Source organism: Streptomyces sp. NPDC050145 (assembly GCF_044460245.1).
GTDB lineage: Bacteria > Actinomycetota > Actinomycetes > Streptomycetales > Streptomycetaceae > Streptomyces.
The window spans coordinates 77,338-98,765 of record NZ_JBITJS010000009.1 but is presented as its reverse complement, the minus strand read 5'-3'; the positions used below and the strand labels follow the sequence as shown (position 1 = coordinate 98,765).

The following is a 21,428-nucleotide window of genomic DNA, read 5'->3' as shown; positions in this document are numbered from 1 at the left end:
GCCCACCCGGAAGCCCACTCACGATGAAAACAAACCGCTCCGCCGCGGAGACGGACACGTCCACGGACCGGGAACTCGACGACGAGTTCGAACACAGCCCGGTACCGGCCGACCGCCGGAAATCGCTCCTGACGGTCTCGGCCGTCTGGTTCGGATTCCCGATGATCCTGACCAACGCCATCCCCGGCGGCGTGGTCGTCGCCCTGCTGGGCTTCTGGCGCGGGCTCGCGGCCATCCTCGTGGCCAACCTCGTCATGCTCCTGTACGTGGGGATCCTCAGCCACCGCGCCGGATCCACCGGCGAGAGCTTCTCGCTGCAGGCCACGCGCACCTTCGGCCGCGGCGGCTACATCGTCGCCTCCGCGTTCCTGGCCACGATCGTGGTCGGCTGGTTCGCGTTCAACACCGGAGCCACCGGTGCGACGCTGCACGCGTCGTTCGGCTGGCACGAGCAGTTCGTCACCGTGCTCGCGGGCCTGGGCTTCATAGGCCTGACCTACCTGGGCATCAAGGCGCTGTCCTGGCTCGGCGCGGTCGCCGCGCCGCTGTTCGTCATCGCCGGTGTCATCGCCCTGGTGATCGTGGCCCGGGACCACGACCTGGGTTCGGTGTTCTCGTACAAGGGTGTCGGCGGCGCGTCCGCGCTCACCTTCGGTGCGGCCGTCTCCACGATCATGGCGACGTTCGCCGACTCGGGCACGATGACCGCGGACTTCACCCGCTGGTCGAAGAACGGCCGGCAGGCCGTCCTCGCGACCATCAGCGCGTTCCCGATCGCCAGCCTCGTCGCCCAGGTCACCGGCGGTCTCGTCGTCGCCGCGGGCGCCATCGCCTCGGCCGGCACCGCGGGCGGCGACTTCCTGCCCATCCTGACCGGCGAGCACTCCGGGATCCTGAACGTGATCGCGGCCGTCTTCGTCTTCGTCAACCTCGGCTCCGTGTGCAGCCACTGCCTGTACAACGGCGCCCTGGGCTGGTCGCACCTGACCGGCACGACGATGCGCCTGATGACGATCGTCCTCGGTCTCATCGGCACGGCCGCCGCGCTCGCGGGCGTCTGGAACCACTTCCTGAGCTGGCTGGTCATCCTGAGCGTGTTCGTGCCGCCGCTCGGCGGTGTGCTCATCGCCGACATGTTCTTCGCTCGCGGCGGCCGCGGCGCGATGGACCGGCGTCCCACCGTGACGGTCCGTCCGACGGCCTTCGTGGCCTGGGCGGTCGGCGCGGCGGCCGGCGGTGTCGCCCACTGGTGGGCGCCGCAGCTGTCCGACGCGGTCACCGGACTCGTCGTCGCGATCGTCGCCTACGCGGTGTTCGAGCGGACGCTCGCCCGCGAGCCCGTGGCCGAGGCCGAGCCGGAGCCCGCTGCGGCCGCCTAGCCGCGGCGAAGTACACAGGAGAACGAGGGCGCGCCCCCGACCGGCACAGGGTCGGGGGCGCGCCCTCGTTCTGCTTTGGTTCTACTGCTCGGCGCGCTGCGCGAACCGGTGGTGCAACTCCTTGATCGCGGGCACCAGCTCGTCGACCGGGCCCTCCACCGTGACGCCCGGCGCGATCTCCTGGGCGGGCAGCGGATTGACCGGGCCCAGCGGCCGGCCCCAGCGCGTCAGCCACTCGGACAGCTGGGCCGAGGAGGCGACGTACACGATCCGGCCGAGCCCGACCCAGGCGTGCGCGGCCGAGCACATCGGGCAGTGCTCGCCGGAGGTGTAGACCGTGGCACCGGCCCGCTCCTCGGGGGACAGGTGCTCGGCGGCCCAGCGGGCCAGCTCGAACTCGGGGTGGCGGGTGGAGTCACCGCCCGCGACACGGTTGCGGTCCTCGGACCGGACCTTCCCCGAACCGTCCACGAGCACCGAGCCGAACGGCTCGTCCCCGGCCTCGAGGGCCTCCTCCGCCAGCTCCACGCACCGGCGCAGATGCGCCAGCTCCCGCTCGTCCATCATGGCCCCTTCCAGGTCCGGTACGCCGTGTCGAAGCCCGTTCACGAGGTTACGACGATGACCACCGCGACGAGTGCGGAGAAGGCCGCGAGGACCGCCCACACGGTGCGGGTCAGCGCCACGGCACGGCGTTCGGTGGACTCGCGCACGGACCAGGGCTGGGCGACGGTGCGCGCCGACTCCTCGTCGAGGAGCGCCGCGAGGTCCGGGGCGCCGAACGCGTCGAGCGCGGCGCGCGCGTTGCGCAGGCGGCCGTTCGTGGCGGCCGTCCCGGCCTCGGTCTCGGCGGCGGTCTCGGACGGGCTCAGGCCCAGGCCGTCGCAGAGCAGCACCGCTCGGCGCTGCCGGGGCGACAGCGTGAGCAGCGCCCGCACCACGGGGTCCTCGGGGGCGGGCAGCGGACGCCCGGGCAGGCGGCGCAGCCGGTGCCAGGGGGACAGGGCGTACGTGTGCGACTCGGCCCGCACCCAGCCCACCGGGTCTGTGTCGCGGGCGACCTCGGGCCAGCGCTCCCAGGCCCGGCGGAAGGCGTACTCCACGGACTCGAACGCGAGCCGGCGGCTGCCGGTCAGCACATGGGCCTGGCGGATCAGGCCCGGGGCGGCGTAGACGTACAGCGCGTCGAAGGCGGCCGCGGGCGTGAGCGCTCGCTCCGCCCGGGGGGCCGGGACGTCGTCCTCGCCGGTGCGCTGGGCGGGGATGGCGGTGTCGAGGGTGAGGGCGCGCAGGAGTATCGCCCGGGTGTCGGGGGCGGATGCGCGCCGGGGCTCCTTCCCGCTCGGTTCCTCGCGCTCCTGAGGGGGAGCCGTGGCCAGGGGGGATCGCATGGGTGGGGACGTCCTAGGAGTGGTGGGAGGCGGTGTCGGCCGGGAGGGCGCCGAGGGACGGGCGGGGGTGGGGGACGAAGAGGGGGTCGGGGACGGGACGCGCGGGGGTGCCCGATTCGAGCTCGGCGATCAGGTGCAGGAGCGCCGTGTGGCCGGGGCCCGTGGGGTGGCCGGCCGGGGCGGCGCCCGCGTCGAGGGCGCGGCGGGCCCGGTGCCAGGCGCGTCCCGGGTGGCCGCGGCTCGCGTCGACGCGGGCCCGGGCGTAGTTCGCGAGGAGGTTCGCCCAGGCGTCGTCGCGCACCCCGGGCCAGGACACGGCACGCCGCGCGGCGCGCAGGGCCGCGCGCGGGCTGTGCTCGGCCTGCACCAGGGCCAGCGCGGACAGGCTGACGGCGGGGGACGGGCCGCCGGGCACGTACGCGGGGATCAGTTCGGCCGCGTCCGCGAAGTGCGCCGCGGCCGCGCGGGTCTCGCCCTGACGCAGCGCCAGCATCCCCTCGACATGGGCGACGCGGCCGAGCGTGACGTCGTCGCCGGACAGAACGGCGCCCGGCCAGGCCGCGGCGAGGAACGCCCGGGCGGCCGCCGGGTCGGTGTCGACCGCGAGCCACGCGGCGAGCCAGGTGCCGCGCACCGCCGAGGGCCGCGTGGGCTCGCACAGCGGCAGGAGCCGGGCGAGCAGGTCGAGGCCGGTCACGGCGTGCCCGTGGGCGAGCCACCAGAACCAGACGGAGACGATGGTGTCGAGCGCGGCGTCGGTGTGCTCGGGGTGCGGATGCTCCAGCGCGTGGTGCGCGGTGGCCAGCAGATCGTCCTGCTCGTCGCGTACGAGACGCACCGCGCCGAGCTGGTCGCCGGAGTCCCAGCAGCGCCCGGCGTGCGCGGCCACCTGCTGGAAGTGCTGGGTGCGCCGGGACGCGGCCACCGGATACTCGCCGGCCTCGGTCAGCCGGGAGACGCCGAACTCCCGTGCGGCGCGCGTCATCCGGTAGCGGGGCCGGCGCACCCCGCCCGGGTCGCCGGACACCCGGAGCACGCCGAGCGCGGACAGCTGGGCGAGGCAGGACGGGATCACCTGGGCGTCGATGCCGCCGCCCGAGGCCACCGCGACGGCGCTGGCCTCGGTGAAGGAGCCGGTGAAGACGCTGGCCCGGGCCCAGACGACGCGCAGGGCCCGCTCGCACAGCTGGTAACTGGCGCCGACCGCGTCCCGCACCGACTGGTGGCGGCGCAGCGCGGGGTAGGAGCTGGTGAGCCAGCCCTGGCCCTGGCGCAGCCGCGCGGCGAGATCGTCGAGGCTGTAGCGGTCGAGCTGGTCGGCGGCGAGCTCGATGGCGAGCGGGACGCCCTCGACGAGCCGGCACACCTCCTCGACGCGCGCCGACTCCGTGTCCCGCGCGAGGAGTTCCTCCGCGCTGTCGCGGGCCCGTTCGACGAAGAGGCGCACCGCCGGTGCCGGACCCGTGGCTCCCGCGGGCACGTCGACGGGCAGCGCGGACAGCCGCAGCACCTGCTCCTCGCCGAGGCCGAGTGGACGCCGCGCGGTTACCAGGACGCGGACCCCGGGGACGGCCATGAGGAGCTGCTGCACGAGGCGGGTGCACTCGGCCTGGACCGGGTCGACGTCGTCGAGGAGCAGCAGGGTCCGCTCGGTGGCGCACAGGTCGGCGAGCGCCGCGGGTTCGAGGTCCGCGCCCGGGGCGCCGCCGAGCGCCACGGCGGCGGCCTCGGCGAGCGAGGCGGGTCCGGTCACGTCGGCGTCCCAGCGGACCCGGACGATCCGGCTCCAGGGCGGGACGTCCCAGGAGCCGAGTGTGCAGTCGGCGAGCCGGCTCTTGCCGATCCCGGCGAATCCGGTGACGGTCACCAGCCGGTGGGCGCCGAGCAGATGCCGTAGCGCAGCGCTCTCGTGGGACCGGCCGATGAGCCCTCCGGACTCCCGCGGGTCCGGCGCTGGCCGCGACGTCACGCCGCCGGCACGTAGCCTCACGTTGAACTCCCCGTTCTTCTGTTGCCGTCCGGGGCGACCCCGGTCTCCGCACTGGTGCGGCACGCTGTGCAGAACCGTCACTGCAATCGGTGCCACGGCATCCCCAACGCGTTCCGTGCGCTCTCGGTAGCGCCGGAGCCGCCCGGTTCACACGCTGAGACGAATCCTCGAACCCGCGTCCTGCTCACGCGGGGGCGTCCGCGCCGTCCGTCTCCGGCACCTCGGCGATCAGAAGGGCCACGTCGTCGGCGACCCCGGGACCGCTCAACCCCTCCAGGAGCCGGGTGCACACCTCGTCCAGCGAGCCCTGCGGCTCGCTCAACAGCCGCAGCAGCTGCTCCAGCCGGTCGTCGATCGGATCGCCCCGCGTCTCCACCAGCCCGTCGGTGTACAGGACGAGCCGGTCGCCGGGCCCGAACGCGATCTCCGTCGTGCTGTAGTGCACGCCCCCGACCCCGAGCGGCACCCCGGACGGCAGCGGCACGAGCCGCGGCGGCTCGCCCCGCGCGATCAGGACCGGCGGCATGTGTCCCGCGTTGGCGATCCGGCACACGTGCCGGTACGGGTCGTAGACCGCGTACACACAGGTCGCGATGTGCGTCTCCAGGTCGAACGCGGTGCGGTCGAGCCGGTGCAGGATCTCCGCCGGATGCAGCGCGAGATCCGCGTAGGCCTGCGTCGCGGTGCGCAGCCGGCCCATCGCCGCCGCCGCGTCGATGCCGTGCCCCATGACGTCGCCCACCACCAGCGCGGTCCGGCCGCCGTCCAGCGGCAGCACGTCGTACCAGTCGCCGCCGACCTGCGAGGAGGACTGCGCGGGCTGGTAGCGGCAGGCCACGGCGAGACCGTGCAGCGGCGGCAGCGGGCCCGGCAGCAGACTGCGCTGCAGGGTCTCGGCGGCCGTGCGCACGCTCTGGTGCCAGCGCGCGTTGTCGACCGCGATCGCCGTCCGCGCCGCCAGTTCACCGGCGAGCAGCAGATCGTCCTGGTCGAACGGGACCGGATTGCGGGCCCGCACGAGGTCGACGACGCCGAGCACCTGGTTGTGCGCGATCAGCGGCACCGCGAGGTACGAGTGCACGCCCGCCTCGGCGAGCAGCTGTGCCGCCTCCGGGTTCCGGGCGATGTGGGCCAGGTCCTCCGGTCCCGTGTGGGTGACCATGATCGGCCGGCCGGTCGTCGCGCACCGCGTGATCAGCCGCTCGGCCCGATACGCGGCGAGGCTCCCGATGCGGTCCGCCGCCGCGGCCACCCGGTTCGGGTACGCCGACGCGAACCCCAGCGCGCGGAACCGGCGCGGCCCCTCGCCCTCCTCGCCGCGGCGCAGCTCCAGCGCCGCGTCGAGGATGTCCACCGCGGCGATGTCCGCGATCTCCGGCACCAGCACGTCGGCCAGCTCCTGCGCCGTCCGCTCGACCTCCAGGGTCGTGCCGATCCGCGTCGAGGCGTCGGCCAGCAGCGCGAGACGGCGTCGGCCGCGCTCTGCCTCGGCCGCCGCACGGTGCCGCTCGGTGATGTCGACCACCGCGTTCGCCACCCCCAGGATCTGCCCGTTCGCGCCTTCGAGCCGGTAGTACGACACGGACCAGGCGTGGTCCTCGTCCGGCGCCGCGGCCGTGCGGCCCACCACGTGCCGGTCCATCACCGGGACGCCGGTCTCCAGGACACTGCGCAGCGTGTTCTCGATCTCCTCGACGTCGAGGGAGGTGAGCAGATCGCGCGGATGGCGCCCGATGTGGTCCGCGGCCGGCCGGCCGTTGATGCGCTCGAGCGCCGGGTTGACCAGGACGTACCGCAGATCGTGGTCGAGCAGCGCGAGCCCGACGGGGGACTGGGAGACGAGCTGGTCCGAGAGCGCGAGCGCGGCCTCCAGCTCCCTCAGCTGCGACTGGTCGGCGGCCATCCCCAGCGCGTAGACGGCCCCTTCGTCGTCCTCCAGACGCATGTTGCGGAACTCGACCAAGCGGCGGCTGCCGTCGCGGCGCACCACCGGGAAGGCGCCCGCCCAGGGCGTCCCCGTGGTCATCACCTGCGCGAACAGCCCGTTGACGAGGTCGTGATCCTTCGCGCTCACGAGCAGGGACGCCGCGTACTGGCCGAGAGCCTCTTCCGCCGAGTAGCCGAACACGTCCTCGGCCTGCGGGCTCCACAGCACGATCCGGCCCCGGTGGTCGAGTACGACCGCGCACACGCCCAGCAGGTCGAGCAGGACGCCCGCGGGCATGATCACGGAGCGATCCGCGCCCCGGCCGGGGCGCGCGGGATCCGAAGCGCCGTCGCCCATGTGTGCGGCCTCCCTCCGTGCGGCACCTCCCATGCTCCCCCCGCCCGGCGCCGCGCACGACCCGGCCGACGCACGTCGTGCGGGGCCGCCGGGGCGCGGTTATGGTGGCCGGGCGGTGCAACGGAGAGTCACATGAGACCTGCGGAGAAGCCGGAGATCAGCCTCGAGGAACGTCTGCGCCTCAACGACGTGGGCAGCTTCGACTGGGACCTGGAGGACGGGGCGCTCAGCCTCGACGACAACTGCCTCGCCGTCGTGGACCTGACCCGCGCCGAGTTCGGCGGCACGGTCGAGTCCCTGGGCAGCCGGATCGGCCCGGCCGAGGCCGTGCGCATCACCTCGGCCGTGAACGCGGCGGTCGAGTCGGGCTCCGACGCCTACGGGATCTACTTCCACACCCGGATGCGCGACGGCACGATGCGGCTCAGCCACGCCTCGGGCCGCGTGCTGCGCGACGGCGAAGGGCGCGCCGTCCGCGTCGTCGGCCTGCTGCGGGCCGCGGTCCACGAACCGACCGAACTGGCCGGGCTCGACGCGGGCGACCGCCGCAGCCGCGTCGCCCTCATGGTCCAGGGCACGACCGAGGCACTGTCCCGGGCGGTCACGGTCGACGACGTCGTGGCCGTGCTCTCGGGCGCGGGCGGCCTCGACCGGTTCGCCGCGGACGGGCTCGTCCTCGGCCTCGTAGAGGGCGAGGACCTGAAGCTCGTCGCGCTCGTCGGCCAGTCGATGCAGGCCCTCGACGAGCTCAAGCTGCGGAACACCGACGACTCCCTGCCGCTCGCCGACGCGGTGGTGCACCGCCGGCCGCTGTTCGTCGAGCGGCTGCCCGAGATCGCGCACCGCCTGACCCGGCTGCGCCCTTACATCGACGAGCACCGGCTGGACTCCGCCGCCTTCCTGCCGCTCGTGGCGCAGGACCAGGCCATCGGCGGCCTCGCCCTCTTCTACCGGGGCCGCAAGGAGTTCACCGACTCCGACCGCAACCTGTGCATCGGCCTGTCCGGCATCGTCGCCCAGTCCCTGCAGCGGGCCATCCTCTTCGACGAGGAACGCGACCTGGCCAAGAGCCTGCAGGACACCATGCTGCCCAGGGACATCCCGCAGGTGCCGGACACCGAGGTCGCCGTGCGCTACCACGCCGCCTGGGGCGGGCGTGACGTCGGCGGTGACTTCTACGACGTCGTCGTGCTGCCCCGCGGCCGCATCGGTCTCGTCGTGGGTGACGTCCAGGGCCACGACACCCACGCCGCCGCGATCATGGGGCAGCTGCGCATCGCGCTGCGTGCCTTCGCCGGCGAGGGGCACCCGCCCTCCACGGTGCTCTCCCGTGCCTCCCGCTTCCTCGCAGAACTGGACACGGAACGCTTCGCGACCTGCACCTACGCCCAGTTCGACCCCGCCACCGGCATCGTCCGCGCGGTCCGCGCCGGGCATCTGCCCCCGCTCGTGCGCCATGTCGACGGGCGGGTCGGCATCCCCCGGCTGCCCGGCGGGCTGCCGCTGGGCCTCGCCACCGAGTTCGCCCTGGAGGACTTCCCCGAGACCCGTCTCGACCTCGTGCCCGGCGAGACCCTGGTGCTGTGCACCGACGGGCTCGTGGAGGAACCGGGGCTCGACCTCGACGCCGGCATGGGCGCGCTCTCCACCGCGCTGAGCTCGGGCCCCGAGCGCGCCGAGGACATCGCCGACCACCTCTCCCGCACCCTGTGGGAGACCTGGGGGAGCGGCGACGACGTGGCCCTGCTCGTGCTGCGCCGCGTCCCCGACCCCGGCACCCCGAAGGCGCCCCGCATCCACCGCTATGTGCACCAGGCGGACCCGGAGGGCCTGGCCGACGCCCGGCAGGCGCTGCGCCAGCACCTCACGGCGTGGGGCCTGGGCGAGGTCGCCGACGACGTCGAGGTCGCCGCGGGCGAGCTGCTCGTCAACGCCCTCGTGCACACCGAGGGCGGCGCCATCCTCACCCTCGAAGTGCTCCCCGAGGCGCCCCGGCACGTACGGCTGTGGGTGAAGGACCGCTCCAGCGCCCGCCCGCACCGGCGCTCGCCGGGGGAGACCGCGACCTCCGGGCGGGGCCTGATGCTCGTCGAGGCGCTCGCCTCGCGCTGGGGCGTGGAGCCGCGCGGCGAGGGCAAGGCGGTGTGGTGCGACTTCGAGGCCCCGGACGGCTGAACCGGGCTCACCCGGAGAGGAGAGAGGGGGAGGGAGAGCGGCCACCGGGCCCCGCTTCTCCCGATCCCGGGCGCGGCGGCCGCTCCGTGCACCCGCCGGACCAACGCGTCCCCGCCGCCGGGGTTGCGCCGGGGCGGGGACCTGCCATGCGTACGAGCGGTGCGGGGGACGCGGATTGACCCCGGGACGGGGGCGCGGACTAACCGGTGCACTGCGAGGTCCGGCGCCGGGCGACCTGGACGCCGGTGCGCTCGGTCGCGTACTCCACCGACAGCGTGACCCGGGCGCCGAGGCCGCTCGCGTAGCGGGACACGGTGTCGAGGTCGAGGATCTCGCCGCTCTCGATCTGCGCCGCCCACAGCCGGGACAGGCCGGCCGCCGCCGCCGCGTGCGTCAGCGCGACCCCCTGCTCCTGGCGCATCTCGCGCAGCCGCAGGCCGAGGAGGCGGGCCTGCTGGGTGCGGCTGTTCAGCGGCACGACCACGTCCTCGGCGCGCGGCCGGGGCAGCGGCGCCTCCCGCGCGCCCGCTACGGCGCTCGCGGCGACCGTGCGGGTCCGGGCGACGAAGCGGCGCAGCACCTGGGTGTCGAAGCGGAGCGCGGCGAGACCCTCCGGCGAGCCGAACTCGATGACGGTGTGGTCTCTGCCGTGCGGCAGCACCCGGACGTTGCCGTGCCGGGCGGGTGACTCGAGCCCGTCCGCCAGCAGGTCCCGGGCGACCGTCCACACGGCCGCCCGGCCGTCGAGCGTGACATGCGGCGGGAAGGCGAGCAGGACGACCTCGGGGTCGGCCGAGGTGTGGCGCAGCGTGACCGGGGTGGCGTACTCCTGGCCGTCCGAGGTGAACAGACGGGCTCCGATGGGCGTTTCCAGGGAGACGTGCATGAGGGGGCTCCGATGTGGGTGCGGCGTCGGCCGGGTGTGACCGTCGGGGTGTGAGAGCACTCCTGTGGCCTGGCATTACGCCGGTTTCCTCATCGGATTATGTGACCTGCATCACATCATGGGGTGCGTGGCGCCGGACCGGGCCCGGCGAAAGAGGAGAAGAATGGTCGGGTGCTCACTGTCCTCGTCCTGGCCTCGGTCGCGCGGGCGCCCCGCCTGATCGCGCAGGCCGAGAGCGTGTCCGAGGTGCACGTGCTGTCCCACACCCACGACAGCACCCTCGCGCTCGCCCGGGCCAGGATCCTGCTGCCCGACGTGTTCGTGATCGACCTGAGCGCCATGTTCGCGCCCGACTCGGCGACCGTCGTCCACCAGGCCCGGCAGGTGGAGCCCCCGTGCACGGTCGTCGTGCACGCGGACGACCACGTGATCGGCGTCATCGCCCCGGACGCGGCGGTCGCCCCCGCCTCCACGGACGTCCAGGGCGGCCTCGACGACACCCTGCGCAGACTGAACGGCGCCCAGTCGTGACGTAGACGACCGGGCGCCGTTCGGCGAATGCGAGGCTCAGCCCTGGGCGAGCAGCGTGAGCGAGTCGACCACGCGGTTCGAGAAGCCCCACTCGTTGTCGTACCAGGCGACGACCTTGACGTGCTTGCCGTCGACACGGGTCAGCTCCGAGTCGAAGATCGAGGACGCCGGGTTGCCCACGATGTCGGCGGAGACCAGCGGGTCCTCGGAGTACTCCAGGACCCCGGCCAGCGGACCCTGCGCGGCCTCGCGGTAGGCGGCCAGCACCTCGTCGCGGGTGACCTCGCGGGACACCGTCGCGTTCAGCTCGACGATCGAGCCCACCGGCACCGGCACGCGGATCGAGTCGCCCGACAGCTTGCCGTCGAGCTGCGGCAGCACCAGACCGATCGCCTTGGCGGCGCCCGTGCTCGTCGGCACGATGTTCACGCCGGCCGCGCGGGCCCGGCGCGGGTCGCGGTGCGGACCGTCCTGCAGGTTCTGCTCCTGCGTGTAGGCGTGCACCGTCGTCATGAAGCCGTGCTCGATGCCGGCCAGCTTGTCGAGGACGGAGGCGAGCGGGGCCAGCGCGTTCGTGGTGCAGGACGCGTTCGAGACGATCGTGTGCGCCGCCGCGTCGTACGCGTCGGTGTTGACGCCGTAGGCCAGCGTCACGTCCGCACCCGCCGACGGGGCGCCGACCAGCACCTTGCGGGCACCCGCGGTCAGGTGGTCCCGCGCGGCTTCGGCCGAGGTGAAGCGGCCGGTGGCCTCCAGGACGAGGTCGACGTCGAGCTCGCGCCAGGGCAGCTTGACCGGCTCGCGCTCCGCGAGGACCTTGATGCGGTGCCCGTCGACGACCAGGGTGTCGCCGTCGACGCTCACCGGGCGGCCGAGCCGGCCGGCCGTGGTGTCGAACGCGAGGAGCTGGGCGAGCGCCTTCGGCTCGGTCAGGTCGTTGACGGCGACGACCTCGAGGTCGGTGTCGCGCTCCAGGAGGGCACGCAGCACGTTGCGTCCGATGCGGCCGAATCCGTTGATGGCGATGCGGGTCATGTGAGGAAGTCCTTTCGTCCGCCCCAAGACTCGCGCCCGGCGCCCGCAGCGAACAGGGCGATGATCGCCACGATCCGCAAGGATCGCGACACATGCGCGAAACGCCCCCGCGACGCGCCCGCTACTCGCCGCGCGCGAAGGTCCGCCGGTACTCGCTCGGCGTCGTCCCCAGGATCCGCTGGAAGTGCAGCCGCAGATTCGCGCCCGTACCGAGCCCGACATCGGCGGCGATCTGCTCGACACCCCGCTCCGAACGCTCCAGCAGCTCGCGTGCCAGGTCGACCCGGGCCCGCATCACCCACTGCATCGGCGTGTACCCGGTCTCCGCGAGGAACCGCCGCGAGAAGGTGCGCGGCGACACGGCCGCGTGCTGCGCCAGCACTTCGAGGGTGAGCGGATCGCCCAGCCGGTGCAGGGCCCACTCGCGGGTGTCCGCGAACCGCTCGCCGAGCGGTTCCGGCACGCTCCGCGGCACGTACTGCGCCTGACCGCCGCTGCGATAGGGCGCCGCGACCAGGCGCCGGGCCGCGTGGTTCGACGCCGCCACACCCAGCTCGCCGCGCAGGACGTGCAGGCACAGGTCGATGCCGGACGCGGCGCCGGCCGAGGTGAGCACGCTGCCCTCGTCGACGAACAGCACGTTCTCGTCGACCCGGATCTGCGGATGCCGGGCGGCCAGCGCCCGCGTGTAGTGCCAGTGCGTCGTGGCCCGCCGGCCGTCCAGCAGGCCCGTGGCCGCCAGCGCGAAGGCTCCCGTCGAGATCGCCGCGAGCCGCGCGCCCCGCTCGTGCGCCGCGGTCAGCGCGTCGAGCACGGCCTGCGGCGGATCATCCCGGTCCGGGAACCGGTAGCCCGGGATGAACACCAGATCCGCCCAGCCCAGCGCCTCCAGACCGTGCGCCACCGAGTACGCGAGCCCGTCGCCGCCGGTCACCAGGCCGGGCGCGGCCCCGCACACCCGGACCTCGTACGGCATGCTCGCGCGGGTCGTGAACACCTGCGCGGGGATGCCGACGTCCAGCGGCTTGGCTCCTTCGAGCACGAGGACGGCGACACGGCGCAGGGCGGGGAACGGGGCGGGCACGGAACGAGCCTACGTGGCCCGCCCCGGCCCGCGCGCCACCGTACGGGCAGGTCAGCCCGCCGAGGCCACCAGCGGGTAGTGGTCGGACAGGTCGGTGTACGTGTAGCTCGTGCCCCAGCTCGACACGGTCCACGGCGCGCTCGGCGCCTGCACCACCGTGTTGGTCCACCCGGCGGGCCGCGCGTGTCCCTCGCGGAACAGCACGTAGTCGAGGTCCTCGCGCGGGTCGTCCGGGTACCGGTACCGGGCGATCGAGTTCTCCTTGGTGTCGAAGGAGTACGGGTGCCCGGTGCGCGTGTCCGCCGGCGCCAGGTTCGCGTTGTCGAGCATCGACGCGTACTCGGCGCTGCGGCTGTCCACGTTCAGGTCACCGGCCACCAGCACCTGCTCCGTCGCCGGGATGTTCTTCGCGGCGAGGAAGGAGTCGATCGCCCGGAACTGCGCGGCCCGGTCCGCCTGCGCCTCCCCGGCCTTGCACCCGGAGTCCGTCGACTGGGTGTGCGTGCCGACGACGTGCACCCTGGCGCCGTTCACGTTCAGGACCGCGTACACGAACCCCTTGTTCGAGTACCAGTCGGAGCCGCACGCGTCCTTGTACACGTACTGCTCCTTGCGCAGGATAGGCCACTTGCTGAGCAGCGTCACCCCGCCGTCCTCCGGAGTCGTCGACGAGTACGCCCCGCCCGTCGCGTCCCAGCCGCTCGTGCTGCGCCCGACCACCGGCGTCTGGTACGGGTACTGCGCCGACGCCGCCTGCTTCAGTGCGTCCGACGTGCTGTTGTCGAAGGCCTCCTGGAGGACGACGACGTCCTGGCCGCGGAAGAAGTCGGCCTTCGGGATCTCGGCGGCCCGGTGCTCCTGGCCCCAGTTCGGGTAGAGGTTCCGGCTCATCAGGAACGTGTTGTAGGTGAGGACGCGCAGACTCGGCGTCGCCGACTCGGCGTGCGCCGCGGGCATCGTGGTGGCGAGACCAGCCAGCGCGAGGGCGGCCGTGACGGCGACGCGGGTGAGCCGGGGGAGCGCGACATGCGCCATGAGAACTCCTGGGGGGTGGGAGAAGTCGGTGAAATGAACGCGCGCAGGCTAAAAGCTGAGGACATGTCAACTCTGCCGGGGTGAGTATGGCGCCCGCGCGGCGCGCGCGACACCGGGTTGAGGAGATCCGCCGGTGCGGCATCATGCTGCCCATGAGCGACTTCGATCACCGAGAGCCCGGGCGGGGCAGACTCGCGCACAGCCGGGTGCCGATGACCGGCCGGGACCCGGGGGAGCGGGAGCGCGTCTCCACCCCCCTCGAGCTGCTGTTCGACCTGACCTTCGTGGTGGCGGTCGGCACCGCGGCCTCCCGCTTCGCCGAGATGGTCGCCGAGGGGCACGCCTGGCAGGCCGTCACCGCGTTCGTGCTCGCCATGTTCGCGATCAGCGTCGCGTGGATCAGCTACAGCTGGTTCGCCTCCGCGTTCGGCACCGACGACTGGCTCCACCGCGTCCTCACCATGGTCACGATGATCGGCGTGGTGGTGTTCTCGCTGGGCATCCCGGCGATGTTCCACTCCGTCGAGGAGGGCGACCACCTCGAACTGCGGGTGATGGTGCTCGGCTACGTCGTCATGCGCGTCGGCATGGTGCTCCAGTGGTGGCGGGCGGCCAAGGAGTCACCCGAGTACCGCAAGGTCGGCATGGCCAACATCCGCTGGATCGTCATCGTCCAGATCGGCTGGGTCGCGATCGCCTTCTCGCACCTGCCGCTGCCCGCCGTGTTCGGTTCCTTCGTCGTGCTGGGCGCCCTGGAACTGGGCCTTCCCGTCATCGCCCAGGGCCGGGCCGGCGGCACGCCCTGGCACCCGCACCATGTCGCCGAGAGGTACAGCCTGTTCGCCATCATCACGCTCGGCGAGGGCGTCGTCGGCACCGTCGCCTCCTCGGGTGACCTGCTCGGCGGCGCGGACGGCACGGAGTGGACGTGGAACGCGGTCGCCGTCGTCGTCGCCGGCGTCGGCCTCACCTTCGGTATGTGGTGGGTGTACTTCTCGACCCCGTTCGGCGACATCCTGGTGCACCGGCGCGAGCGCGGCTACCTCTTCGGGTACGGACACATCCCGCTGTTCGCCGGAATCGCGGGCGCCGGTGCCGGACTCCACGTCGCGGGCCTCGCCCTGGAGCACCACGCGGAGATCGGCCACGCCGCCGTCGTCCTGTCCCTCGCCCTGCCCGTCGGGATCTACCTCCTGACGATCTATCTGCTGCACACCCTGCTGCTGTCCGCCGCCGACCGCTTCCACATCCTGCTGATCACCCTCACGCTCGCGACGCTGACCCTCGCGGTGCTGCTGGCGGCCGCGGGGGTCCCGGTGGCGGTGTGCCTTCTCGTGGTGATGCTGGCGCCGTTCGTCACCGTGGTGGGGTACGAGACGGTCGGGCACCGGCACCAGCGGCGCATGCTGGACGCGCTGCGCGGGGCGGGTGCCTGAGGTCAGGAGCGGGTGTACTTCCCGGCGTTGCCCGGCGCGGTCTGGGTCTGGTTCTGGAAGTAGTCGATGCTGGACGGCGCGTCGGCGTCCACGTACGAGGCGGCGATCGTCTGGCAGCCCGTCCCGGAGCGGGCCTCGTCCGGGTTCCCCTCGCCGAGGACGAGCCGCTTCCCGCCGTTCTGCACGGAGACGAGCCGCGCCACGTAGGTGCAGTTGGGGTAGCCGTTGGTCGTCGTGAAGGTGACCGCCTGCTCGCCCTTCGCGGCCTTGCGGATCACGATGCTGTCCGGCGGCCAGCCGCCGTACGAGGGAAGGTTCGCCTTCCAGGTACCGACGAAGTACGAGGGCACAGCGTTCGCGGAGGAGGAACCGCTGTCGTCGGCCGCGCCGGAGCCGCCGTTCTTCGCGCCGCCCGCCGGAGCGTCCGCCCCGTCGCCGTCGGCGGCATCCGCGGGGTGCGCGGTGGGACCGGCCCCGCCGTCCTCGGGGGCGTCGCTCCGTGCCCCGTTCGGCTTGTCCTTCTTCTCGCCGGCGGCCTTCGTGGCGCTCGCCGACGGTGACGCGGTGCCCGTCGACGCCCCGGCCGACGGGGTGGCCGTGCCGGACGGGCCCTCGGCCAGGTCCGAACTGTCGGGGCGCTGGCTGACGAAGTAGTACACGGTGCCGCTCGTCATCAGGACGGCGAGGACGGCGGCGAGCACGATCCAGGCGGTCTTGTTGTGACCGGACGCGGTCGTGGTGGTGGTCGTGCGAGGTGCGGGTTCGCCACCGGGGACGGAGGCGTCGGAGCCGGAGCCGGAGCCGGAGCCGGAGTCGGTGTCGGTGTCGGTGTCGGTGTCCGGGGCGGGTGGCACGTCCTGCGGCGTCTCGATCTCGAGCAGCAGGGCCGTCTGCCGCGCCAGACGCACCACCACGGCCGGCGGCAGCCACGCGCCGTCCCCCGCGCCGTCCTCCGGCCAGGGGAAGTCGGCCAGCAGGGCTTCGACATCGGGCCGTTCGCCGGCGTCCTTGACGAGGCAGCGCGCGACGAACGCCCGCAGCTCGTCGTCCTCGATCAGCGACAGCTTCGGTGCGTCGTGGACGATCGTGTACATCAGGGAGTGGTTGTTGCTCGTCGGCTCCCCGTGCGGGAGGCGCCCCGTGAGCGCCCAGGTCAGGACGCAGCCCAGCGCGAACACGTCGGCCTTCGGACCGACCTTGTCCCCGCGCACCTGCTCGGGCGCCATGAAACCGGGCGTGCCCACCACCATGCCGGTGCCGGTCAGGCGCGGTTCGGCGGACGTCTCGAGGGCGCGGGCGATGCCGAAGTCGATGACGCGGGGGCCCTCGACGGTCACCATCACGTTCGACGGCTTGAGGTCGCGGTGCACCACATCGGCGTCGTGGACGGAGCGCAGCGCCCGCAGGAGGCCGTGCGCCAGCACCTTGACGGTGCCGGCGGGCAACGGCCCGTTCTCCCGGACCAGTTGTTCGAGGGGCACGCCGGGAACGTAGCCGGTGGCGATCCAGGGGCGGGACGCCTCGTGGTCGGCGTCGAGGACCCGTGCGGTGTACCCGCCGTCGACACGGCTCGCGGCCTCGATCTCGCGGCGGAACCGGTCCCGGAACGTGCGGTCCGAGGTGTGCTCCTCGTGCACGACCTTCACCGCCGCCGTACGGCCGCTCCCGGACCGCGCGAGATACACGCGCCCCATGGCGCCGGCGCCGAGCCGGCCGAGCAACTGGAACGGGCCCACACGCTGCGGATCCGTCGCTTCCAGCGGTTCTACGAGGGCCGCGCCGCGCTTCGCGCCGCCGTGACTCCTGGGCATGCCGGACGTGTCCCCCGTTCGGTGCTGACGTTCAACTCGCGCAACAATAGAGGGCGTTGACCGTGGCGCGGGCCCGAGGGCGCGATCAGGACAACCGGTGGCCGTGGAGACGGCGTGTGCCTGGTGTGCGTACGTGTGTGGGCCGCGCAAGGGGTGGCGGGCCTGACCCGGCCCTTCTCGGCCCGCCCGCACCACATTTCGAACACGTTGCGCGTACTACTCCCGGTAAGGGTGACACCCGGGGCGGGCGCGGACCCTGGCGCGGCGTCCGGTTCCCCCGGGGTGCCCCCGGCCGGTGATTGACGGGTGACGCGTCGGTCCCGCAGTCTCCCGTGGGTCAACGCTGGAGTTGCGCCGGCCACGCACGGCCGGCGCCGGGTTCAGGGGGAACCATCACTCGGCACAGACCACTTCGCAGCGCGCGCAGTACCCTGCGCAGCGCCCTGCTCGCCTGCGCCGCCACCGCGGCGCTCACCGCCGGGACACTCGGCACCGCCACGGCCGCCCAGGCGGCCGGACCGACCGGGGGATCATCGGAGCCGTCCCAAGTCACCTACAAAGGGCGTACGTTCACCGTTCCCGCGACCTGGGACGTGATCGACCTCGACCGACACCCGGACACCTGCGTCCGCTTCGACCGGCACGCCGTGTACCTCGGCACGCCGGGCGCGCGGCAGGACTGTCCGGCCAAGGCACTGGGCCGCACCGAGGCCATGCTCGTCCAGCCCGCCGACCGGACGCGCGAGGGGGCCGCGTCCACCACCCGCGTCACCCGCAACACGACCGACCACTCCTACCGGGCCACGGCGCCCGGCCTCGAGATCACCGCCACCTACAGCGGCGACCGCAAGGACGTCGAGCGCGTCCTGGGCAGCGCCGACCTGCCCGTGTCCGAGGCCAGGACGGTCCGGTCCGCGGCGCCGGGCGGCCGGACCGCGGCCGCCGCCGCTCTGCCGGGCGATCCGACGTCCTTCCAGGGCAAGGGCTTCGACCGCTGCGCGGCGCCGTCCGCCGCCCAGATGCAGGCCTGGAAGGGCGCCTCGCCGTACGGCGCCGTCGGCGTCTACATCGGCGGCGTGAACGCGGGCTGCGGCGTCACCGTCGACGCGGGCTGGATGCAGGCCCAGTACGACGCGGGCTGGAAGTACTTCCCGATCTACGTCGGCCCGCAGGCCTCGGCGGACGCGGGCAGCTGCAACGGCACCTGCGACGTCATCGACGACCCCGTCGCGGACGGGGCGGACTCGGCCCGCGACGCCGTCCGGGCGGCCGGCACTCTCGGGCTGCCCGCCGGCTCGGTGCTCTACTACAACATGGAGCACTACGACGGGCAGCACGGCGCCGTCGTCACCGCGTTCCTGGAGTCCTGGACCCGGACCGTCCACGAACTCGGCTACCGCTCCGGCGCGTACGGCAGTCTGTCCTCGCTGATCACCGACCTCGCCGACGCGGCGCAGGGCGGCGGCTATCTCGCCCCCGACGTCATCGACTTCGCGAAGTGGGACGACAACGCCACCACCGACGAGCCGAAGATCCCCGCCGCGCTGTGGGCCGACCACCAGCGCATCAAGCAGTACTCCGGGGACCTCACGGAGTCCCACGGCGGCGTGACGCTCAACATCGACGCCAACCAGCTGGACGTCGGCGCGGGCGGCCCGCAGCCGCCCGTCCAGAAGGACACGCAGCTCGCGTACACCGGCGCGAAGACCGTCTCGAACGGGGCCCCGGCCGAACTGGCCGCCACCCTCACCGAGAAGGACGGCGGCGCCGCCGTCACCGGCCGCGAGGTCACCCTGACCCTCGGGGCGGGCGACGCGGCGCAGAAGTGTGCGGCGAAGACCGACGACCAGGGCCGGGCCGCCTGCACGGTCGCCTCCGTCGACCAGCCGCTCACGGCGGACGCCACCGTGCCCGTCGCCGCCGAGTTCGCGGGCGACGACGCGTACAAGGCGTCGAAGACCGCCGCCACCGTGAGCCTCCAGTACGTCACCGGCCGGGCCTTCGGCCTGTCGGCGAACGTCCCGCTGCCCCTACTCTCTGTCAAGATCGACCCGACCCCGGACACGGGCGACGTCCGCACGGCGGGCGCCGGCAGCAAGGCGCCGCCCTGCACCGCGTCCGTGTCGACGCTCGTCCTGAGCGCTGACACGCTCTGCGCGAAGGTCGACACGAGGACGGGCCCGAGCACGGCGACGGCGACCGCCTCCGTCGAGAAGGCGCGCATCGGCATCGCCGGACTGCCCGTCGTCGAGGTGTCCGGCCTGACCACCACCGCGACGAGCAGCTGCGCGCGGCAGACCGGCAGCACCTCGCTCACCCTGAAGATCGCCGGTGCCGTGGTCGAGGTGCCGGACACGCCCGGCCAGGTGATCGACCTGGGCCTGGCCCGGCTCGTCGTGAACGAGCAGAAGAAGACGGCCGACGGCATCGAGGTGACCGCCGTCCACCTCACCAGCGCGACCGGCATCGACGTGACGATCGGCGCCGCCCGCTCCGCGGCTCACAACTGCGCGGAGTGACCCGGAACTCCTGAGCTCCTGACTGAGTTCCGATCAGGCGCGGCCATGACCTCCGGGTCGTGGCCGCGCTCTGCGTGCGGGCCCGATGGGTGCCCTGAGGTCGATGGCCCCGCCCCTCTCAGCCCAAGTCCCCCTTGCGCAGCAGCAGATGGCCGCGTCGGAAGCGCTCGCCCTCGCGCGGCTCGCGCAGCATGCGGCCGATCTCCGTGAAGCCCTGCTCCGCCGCCACGTGCGCCACCTCGTCGACCGGCCACCGGTACGCCGTCGTCACCTTGTGGTCGAACGGGGTGACGGGCCCGCCCTCCGACTCGAAGAACCCGACCAGGAGATGGCCGCCCGGCCGGAGCACCCGCGCGAACTCGCCGAAGTAGCCGGGCACGTCCTCGGGCAGCGCGTGGATGACCGAGTACCAGGACACGGCCCCGGCGAGGGACCCGTCGGGCAGGTCGAGCGCGTGCATGGAGCCGACCTCGAAGCGCAGGTCCGGATAGGTCCGCCGGGCGATGTCGATCATCACCGGGGACAGGTCGATCCCCGAGGCGTCGAGCCCCAGGTCCCGCAGATGCGCGGTGAGCCGCCCGGGCCCGCAGCCCAGCTCGACGACGGGCCCGCCGGACTCCGCCCGCACGGTGTCCGCGAACGCGGCGAACATCGCCCGGTCCAGGGGGAGTCGGTCGAACTCGGTGCGGACCAGCTCGGTGTACGGCTCGGCCCAGTGGTCGTAGGCCCGTGCGGTGGTGGCGAGTTGGGTGTCGGTGGCCGCGGTCGCGGAGATGTCTGTCACGGGGGAGGACTTTAGGGGTGGCCACTGACAACGGGTGGTCGGGCGAGGGTGATCCGCGCTGCGATCGGCAGGTGGTCGCTGCCGGTGGCGGGCAGGGTGCGGATCCGCCCGACGGTCCCGCCGCGCGCCATGATCTGATCGATCCGCGCCACCGGGAACGCCTCGGGGTAACTGAACGCGAAGCCGCGCTCCGACACCTTCAGCCGGGAGGTCAGCGGACGCAGACCGCGGTCGTCCACCGTGCCGTTGAGGTCGCCGAGCAGGACCACCGCACGGGTCCGCTCGGCCGCCAGCGCGTCGCCGAGCAGCCGCGCGCTCTCGTCGCGCCGGGCCGAACCGAAACCGCCCGCGCCGAGCCGGACGGACGGCAGATGGGCCACGTACACCGCGACCTCGCCGTGCGGCGTCCGCGCCACGGCGCGCAGCCCGCGCCGCCAGTCGTCGGCGATGTCGTGCGGCTTGATGTCGACGGCCCGCACCCCGGTGAGCGGATCCCTCGACCACAGCCCGACCGTCCCGCGCACCGCGTGGTACGGATACGCGCGGCCCAGCGCCTTCTCGTACGCGGGAACGGCGGAGGGCAGCAGCTCCGCCAGGGCGATGAGTCGGGGGCCCGCGGCGGCGAGGGTGCGGGCGGTCGCCGCCGGGTCGGCGTTCTCGTCGCTCGCGTTGTGCTGCACCACGTCGAGCCCGGCCCGCGTCTGCGCGTCCGCCGGCAGCAGCAGCCCGCCGAACTGGTACGCCCAGGCCGCCACCGGCAGCAGCAGGGCGAGCAGCGCGGTCGCCGACCTGCGCAGCAGGGCCGCACCGAGCAGCACCACCACGACGACACCCAGCCACGGCAGGAACGCCTCCAGGAGGCTGCCGAGCCGTCCCGGAGTGTTCGGCACCAGGCGGTGGCCGAGCAGCAGCGCGGCCGTGAACGCGGCGAGCCCGGCGAGTACGCGGCCGCGCGTCCACCACGAGCCGCGCCGCCCGCACCGTACGGCCGGGTCAGGGGCCGGGGTCGGCTCCGTACCGCTTTCCACCTGCGTCATCGGGGCCGCGCCTCCGCTCGTCTCGTCCACGCCCGACAGGACGACAGGGCG

16 protein-coding genes are annotated in these 21,428 nt (G+C 73.6%); 5 read left to right on the top strand and 11 right to left on the bottom strand.

Features of this window, described 5'->3' with window-relative positions; all coding sequences use genetic code 11:
• The first annotated feature begins 23 nt into the window (after positions 1-23).
• Positions 24-1,379: a cytosine permease gene (locus ACIBTU_RS19330; RefSeq protein WP_399127475.1), complete on the top strand. Its 1,356-nt coding sequence runs from the start codon at positions 24-26 to the stop codon at positions 1,377-1,379.
• Between the two features lie 81 nt (positions 1,380-1,460).
• On the opposite strand, the gene ACIBTU_RS19325 is transcribed toward ACIBTU_RS19330, so the two are convergent.
• The 4 genes from ACIBTU_RS19325 to ACIBTU_RS19310 all read right to left on the bottom strand — a co-directional run bounded on the left by ACIBTU_RS19325 (position 1,461) and on the right by ACIBTU_RS19310 (position 7,044).
• Positions 1,461-1,946: a nucleoside deaminase gene (locus ACIBTU_RS19325; RefSeq protein ID WP_399127720.1), complete on the bottom strand. Its 486-nt coding sequence runs from the start codon at positions 1,944-1,946 to the stop codon at positions 1,461-1,463.
• A 38-nt stretch (positions 1,947-1,984) separates the two neighbouring features.
• A complete protein-coding gene (locus tag ACIBTU_RS19320) occupies positions 1,985-2,770 on the bottom strand; it encodes a sigma factor-like helix-turn-helix DNA-binding protein (protein ID WP_399127474.1) in 786 nt (261 codons plus the stop codon).
• A gap of 13 nt (positions 2,771-2,783) precedes the next feature.
• Positions 2,784-4,760: an ATP-binding protein gene (locus tag ACIBTU_RS19315; RefSeq protein WP_399127473.1), complete on the bottom strand. Its 1,977-nt coding sequence runs from the start codon at positions 4,758-4,760 to the stop codon at positions 2,784-2,786.
• A 184-nt stretch (positions 4,761-4,944) separates the two neighbouring features.
• The gene (locus tag ACIBTU_RS19310; RefSeq protein ID WP_399127472.1) at positions 4,945-7,044 is read right to left on the bottom strand and encodes a SpoIIE family protein phosphatase; all 2,100 of its coding nucleotides are present in this window, start codon (positions 7,042-7,044) and stop codon (positions 4,945-4,947) included.
• Between the two features lie 132 nt (positions 7,045-7,176).
• Here ACIBTU_RS19310 and ACIBTU_RS19305 point away from each other — a divergent pair, with 132 nt between their 5' ends.
• Complete coding sequence (locus ACIBTU_RS19305; RefSeq protein WP_399127471.1) at positions 7,177-9,219, top strand: SpoIIE family protein phosphatase; 2,043 nt, start codon at positions 7,177-7,179, stop codon at positions 9,217-9,219.
• A gap of 199 nt (positions 9,220-9,418) precedes the next feature.
• On the opposite strand, the gene ACIBTU_RS19300 is transcribed toward ACIBTU_RS19305, so the two are convergent.
• Positions 9,419-10,105 carry an SsgA family sporulation/cell division regulator gene (locus ACIBTU_RS19300; protein WP_399127470.1) on the bottom strand — a complete coding sequence of 229 codons (687 nt, stop codon included), beginning with the start codon at positions 10,103-10,105 and terminating at the stop codon, positions 9,419-9,421.
• Between the two features lie 171 nt (positions 10,106-10,276).
• Here ACIBTU_RS19300 and ACIBTU_RS19295 point away from each other — a divergent pair, with 171 nt between their 5' ends.
• Entirely contained in the window at positions 10,277-10,636 is a 360-nt protein-coding gene (locus ACIBTU_RS19295) for a hypothetical protein (protein WP_399127469.1), read from the top strand.
• A 36-nt stretch (positions 10,637-10,672) separates the two neighbouring features.
• Here ACIBTU_RS19295 and gap read toward each other — a convergent pair whose 3' ends face one another.
• The 3 genes from gap to sph all read right to left on the bottom strand — a co-directional run bounded on the left by gap (position 10,673) and on the right by sph (position 13,790).
• Entirely contained in the window at positions 10,673-11,671 is a 999-nt protein-coding gene (gene gap / locus ACIBTU_RS19290) for a type I glyceraldehyde-3-phosphate dehydrogenase (protein ID WP_399127468.1), read from the bottom strand.
• A gap of 121 nt (positions 11,672-11,792) precedes the next feature.
• Complete coding sequence (locus ACIBTU_RS19285; protein ID WP_399127467.1) at positions 11,793-12,755, bottom strand: GlxA family transcriptional regulator; 963 nt, start codon at positions 12,753-12,755, stop codon at positions 11,793-11,795.
• 51 nt (positions 12,756-12,806) lie between these two features.
• Entirely contained in the window at positions 12,807-13,790 is a 984-nt protein-coding gene (gene sph, locus ACIBTU_RS19280) for a sphingomyelin phosphodiesterase (RefSeq protein ID WP_399127466.1), read from the bottom strand.
• 152 nt (positions 13,791-13,942) lie between these two features.
• On the opposite strand from sph, the gene ACIBTU_RS19275 reads away from it, so the two are divergent.
• Positions 13,943-15,226, top strand: a complete 1,284-nt coding sequence (locus ACIBTU_RS19275; protein WP_399127465.1) for a low temperature requirement protein A — start codon at positions 13,943-13,945, stop codon at positions 15,224-15,226.
• 2 nt (positions 15,227-15,228) lie between these two features.
• On the opposite strand, the gene ACIBTU_RS19270 is transcribed toward ACIBTU_RS19275, so the two are convergent.
• Entirely contained in the window at positions 15,229-17,037 is a 1,809-nt protein-coding gene (locus tag ACIBTU_RS19270) for a serine/threonine-protein kinase (protein WP_399127464.1), read from the bottom strand.
• Between the two features lie 593 nt (positions 17,038-17,630).
• On the opposite strand from ACIBTU_RS19270, the gene ACIBTU_RS19265 reads away from it, so the two are divergent.
• Positions 17,631-19,556, top strand: coding sequence for a choice-of-anchor P family protein (locus ACIBTU_RS19265; protein WP_399127463.1), 1,926 nt, complete (start codon positions 17,631-17,633; stop codon positions 19,554-19,556).
• A gap of 118 nt (positions 19,557-19,674) precedes the next feature.
• Here ACIBTU_RS19265 and ACIBTU_RS19260 read toward each other — a convergent pair whose 3' ends face one another.
• Both ACIBTU_RS19260 and ACIBTU_RS19255 read right to left on the bottom strand, forming a co-directional pair.
• Entirely contained in the window at positions 19,675-20,340 is a 666-nt protein-coding gene (locus ACIBTU_RS19260) for a class I SAM-dependent DNA methyltransferase (RefSeq protein WP_399127462.1), read from the bottom strand.
• An 11-nt stretch (positions 20,341-20,351) separates the two neighbouring features.
• The gene (locus tag ACIBTU_RS19255; RefSeq protein ID WP_399127461.1) at positions 20,352-21,377 is read right to left on the bottom strand and encodes an endonuclease/exonuclease/phosphatase family protein; all 1,026 of its coding nucleotides are present in this window, start codon (positions 21,375-21,377) and stop codon (positions 20,352-20,354) included.
• Positions 21,378-21,428: the final 51 nt, after the last annotated feature.

Excerpts from the sequence above, each read along its gene's own strand:
- ACIBTU_RS19330 (WP_399127475.1), top strand. The coding sequence starts at position 24 with ATGAAAACAAACCGCTCCGCCGCGGAGACGGACACGTCCACGGACCGG.
- ACIBTU_RS19325 (WP_399127720.1), bottom strand. The coding sequence starts at position 1,946 with ATGATGGACGAGCGGGAGCTGGCGCATCTGCGCCGGTGCGTGGAGCTG.
- ACIBTU_RS19320 (WP_399127474.1), bottom strand. The coding sequence starts at position 2,770 with ATGCGATCCCCCCTGGCCACGGCTCCCCCTCAGGAGCGCGAGGAACCG.
- ACIBTU_RS19310 (WP_399127472.1), bottom strand. The coding sequence starts at position 7,044 with ATGGGCGACGGCGCTTCGGATCCCGCGCGCCCCGGCCGGGGCGCGGAT.
- ACIBTU_RS19305 (WP_399127471.1), top strand. The coding sequence starts at position 7,177 with ATGAGACCTGCGGAGAAGCCGGAGATCAGCCTCGAGGAACGTCTGCGC.
- ACIBTU_RS19300 (WP_399127470.1), bottom strand. The coding sequence starts at position 10,105 with ATGCACGTCTCCCTGGAAACGCCCATCGGAGCCCGTCTGTTCACCTCG.
- gap (WP_399127468.1), bottom strand. The coding sequence starts at position 11,671 with ATGACCCGCATCGCCATCAACGGATTCGGCCGCATCGGACGCAACGTG.
- sph (WP_399127466.1), bottom strand. The coding sequence starts at position 13,790 with ATGGCGCATGTCGCGCTCCCCCGGCTCACCCGCGTCGCCGTCACGGCC.
- ACIBTU_RS19275 (WP_399127465.1), top strand. The coding sequence starts at position 13,943 with ATGAGCGACTTCGATCACCGAGAGCCCGGGCGGGGCAGACTCGCGCAC.
- ACIBTU_RS19270 (WP_399127464.1), bottom strand. The coding sequence starts at position 17,037 with ATGCCCAGGAGTCACGGCGGCGCGAAGCGCGGCGCGGCCCTCGTAGAA.
- ACIBTU_RS19255 (WP_399127461.1), bottom strand. The coding sequence starts at position 21,377 with ATGACGCAGGTGGAAAGCGGTACGGAGCCGACCCCGGCCCCTGACCCG.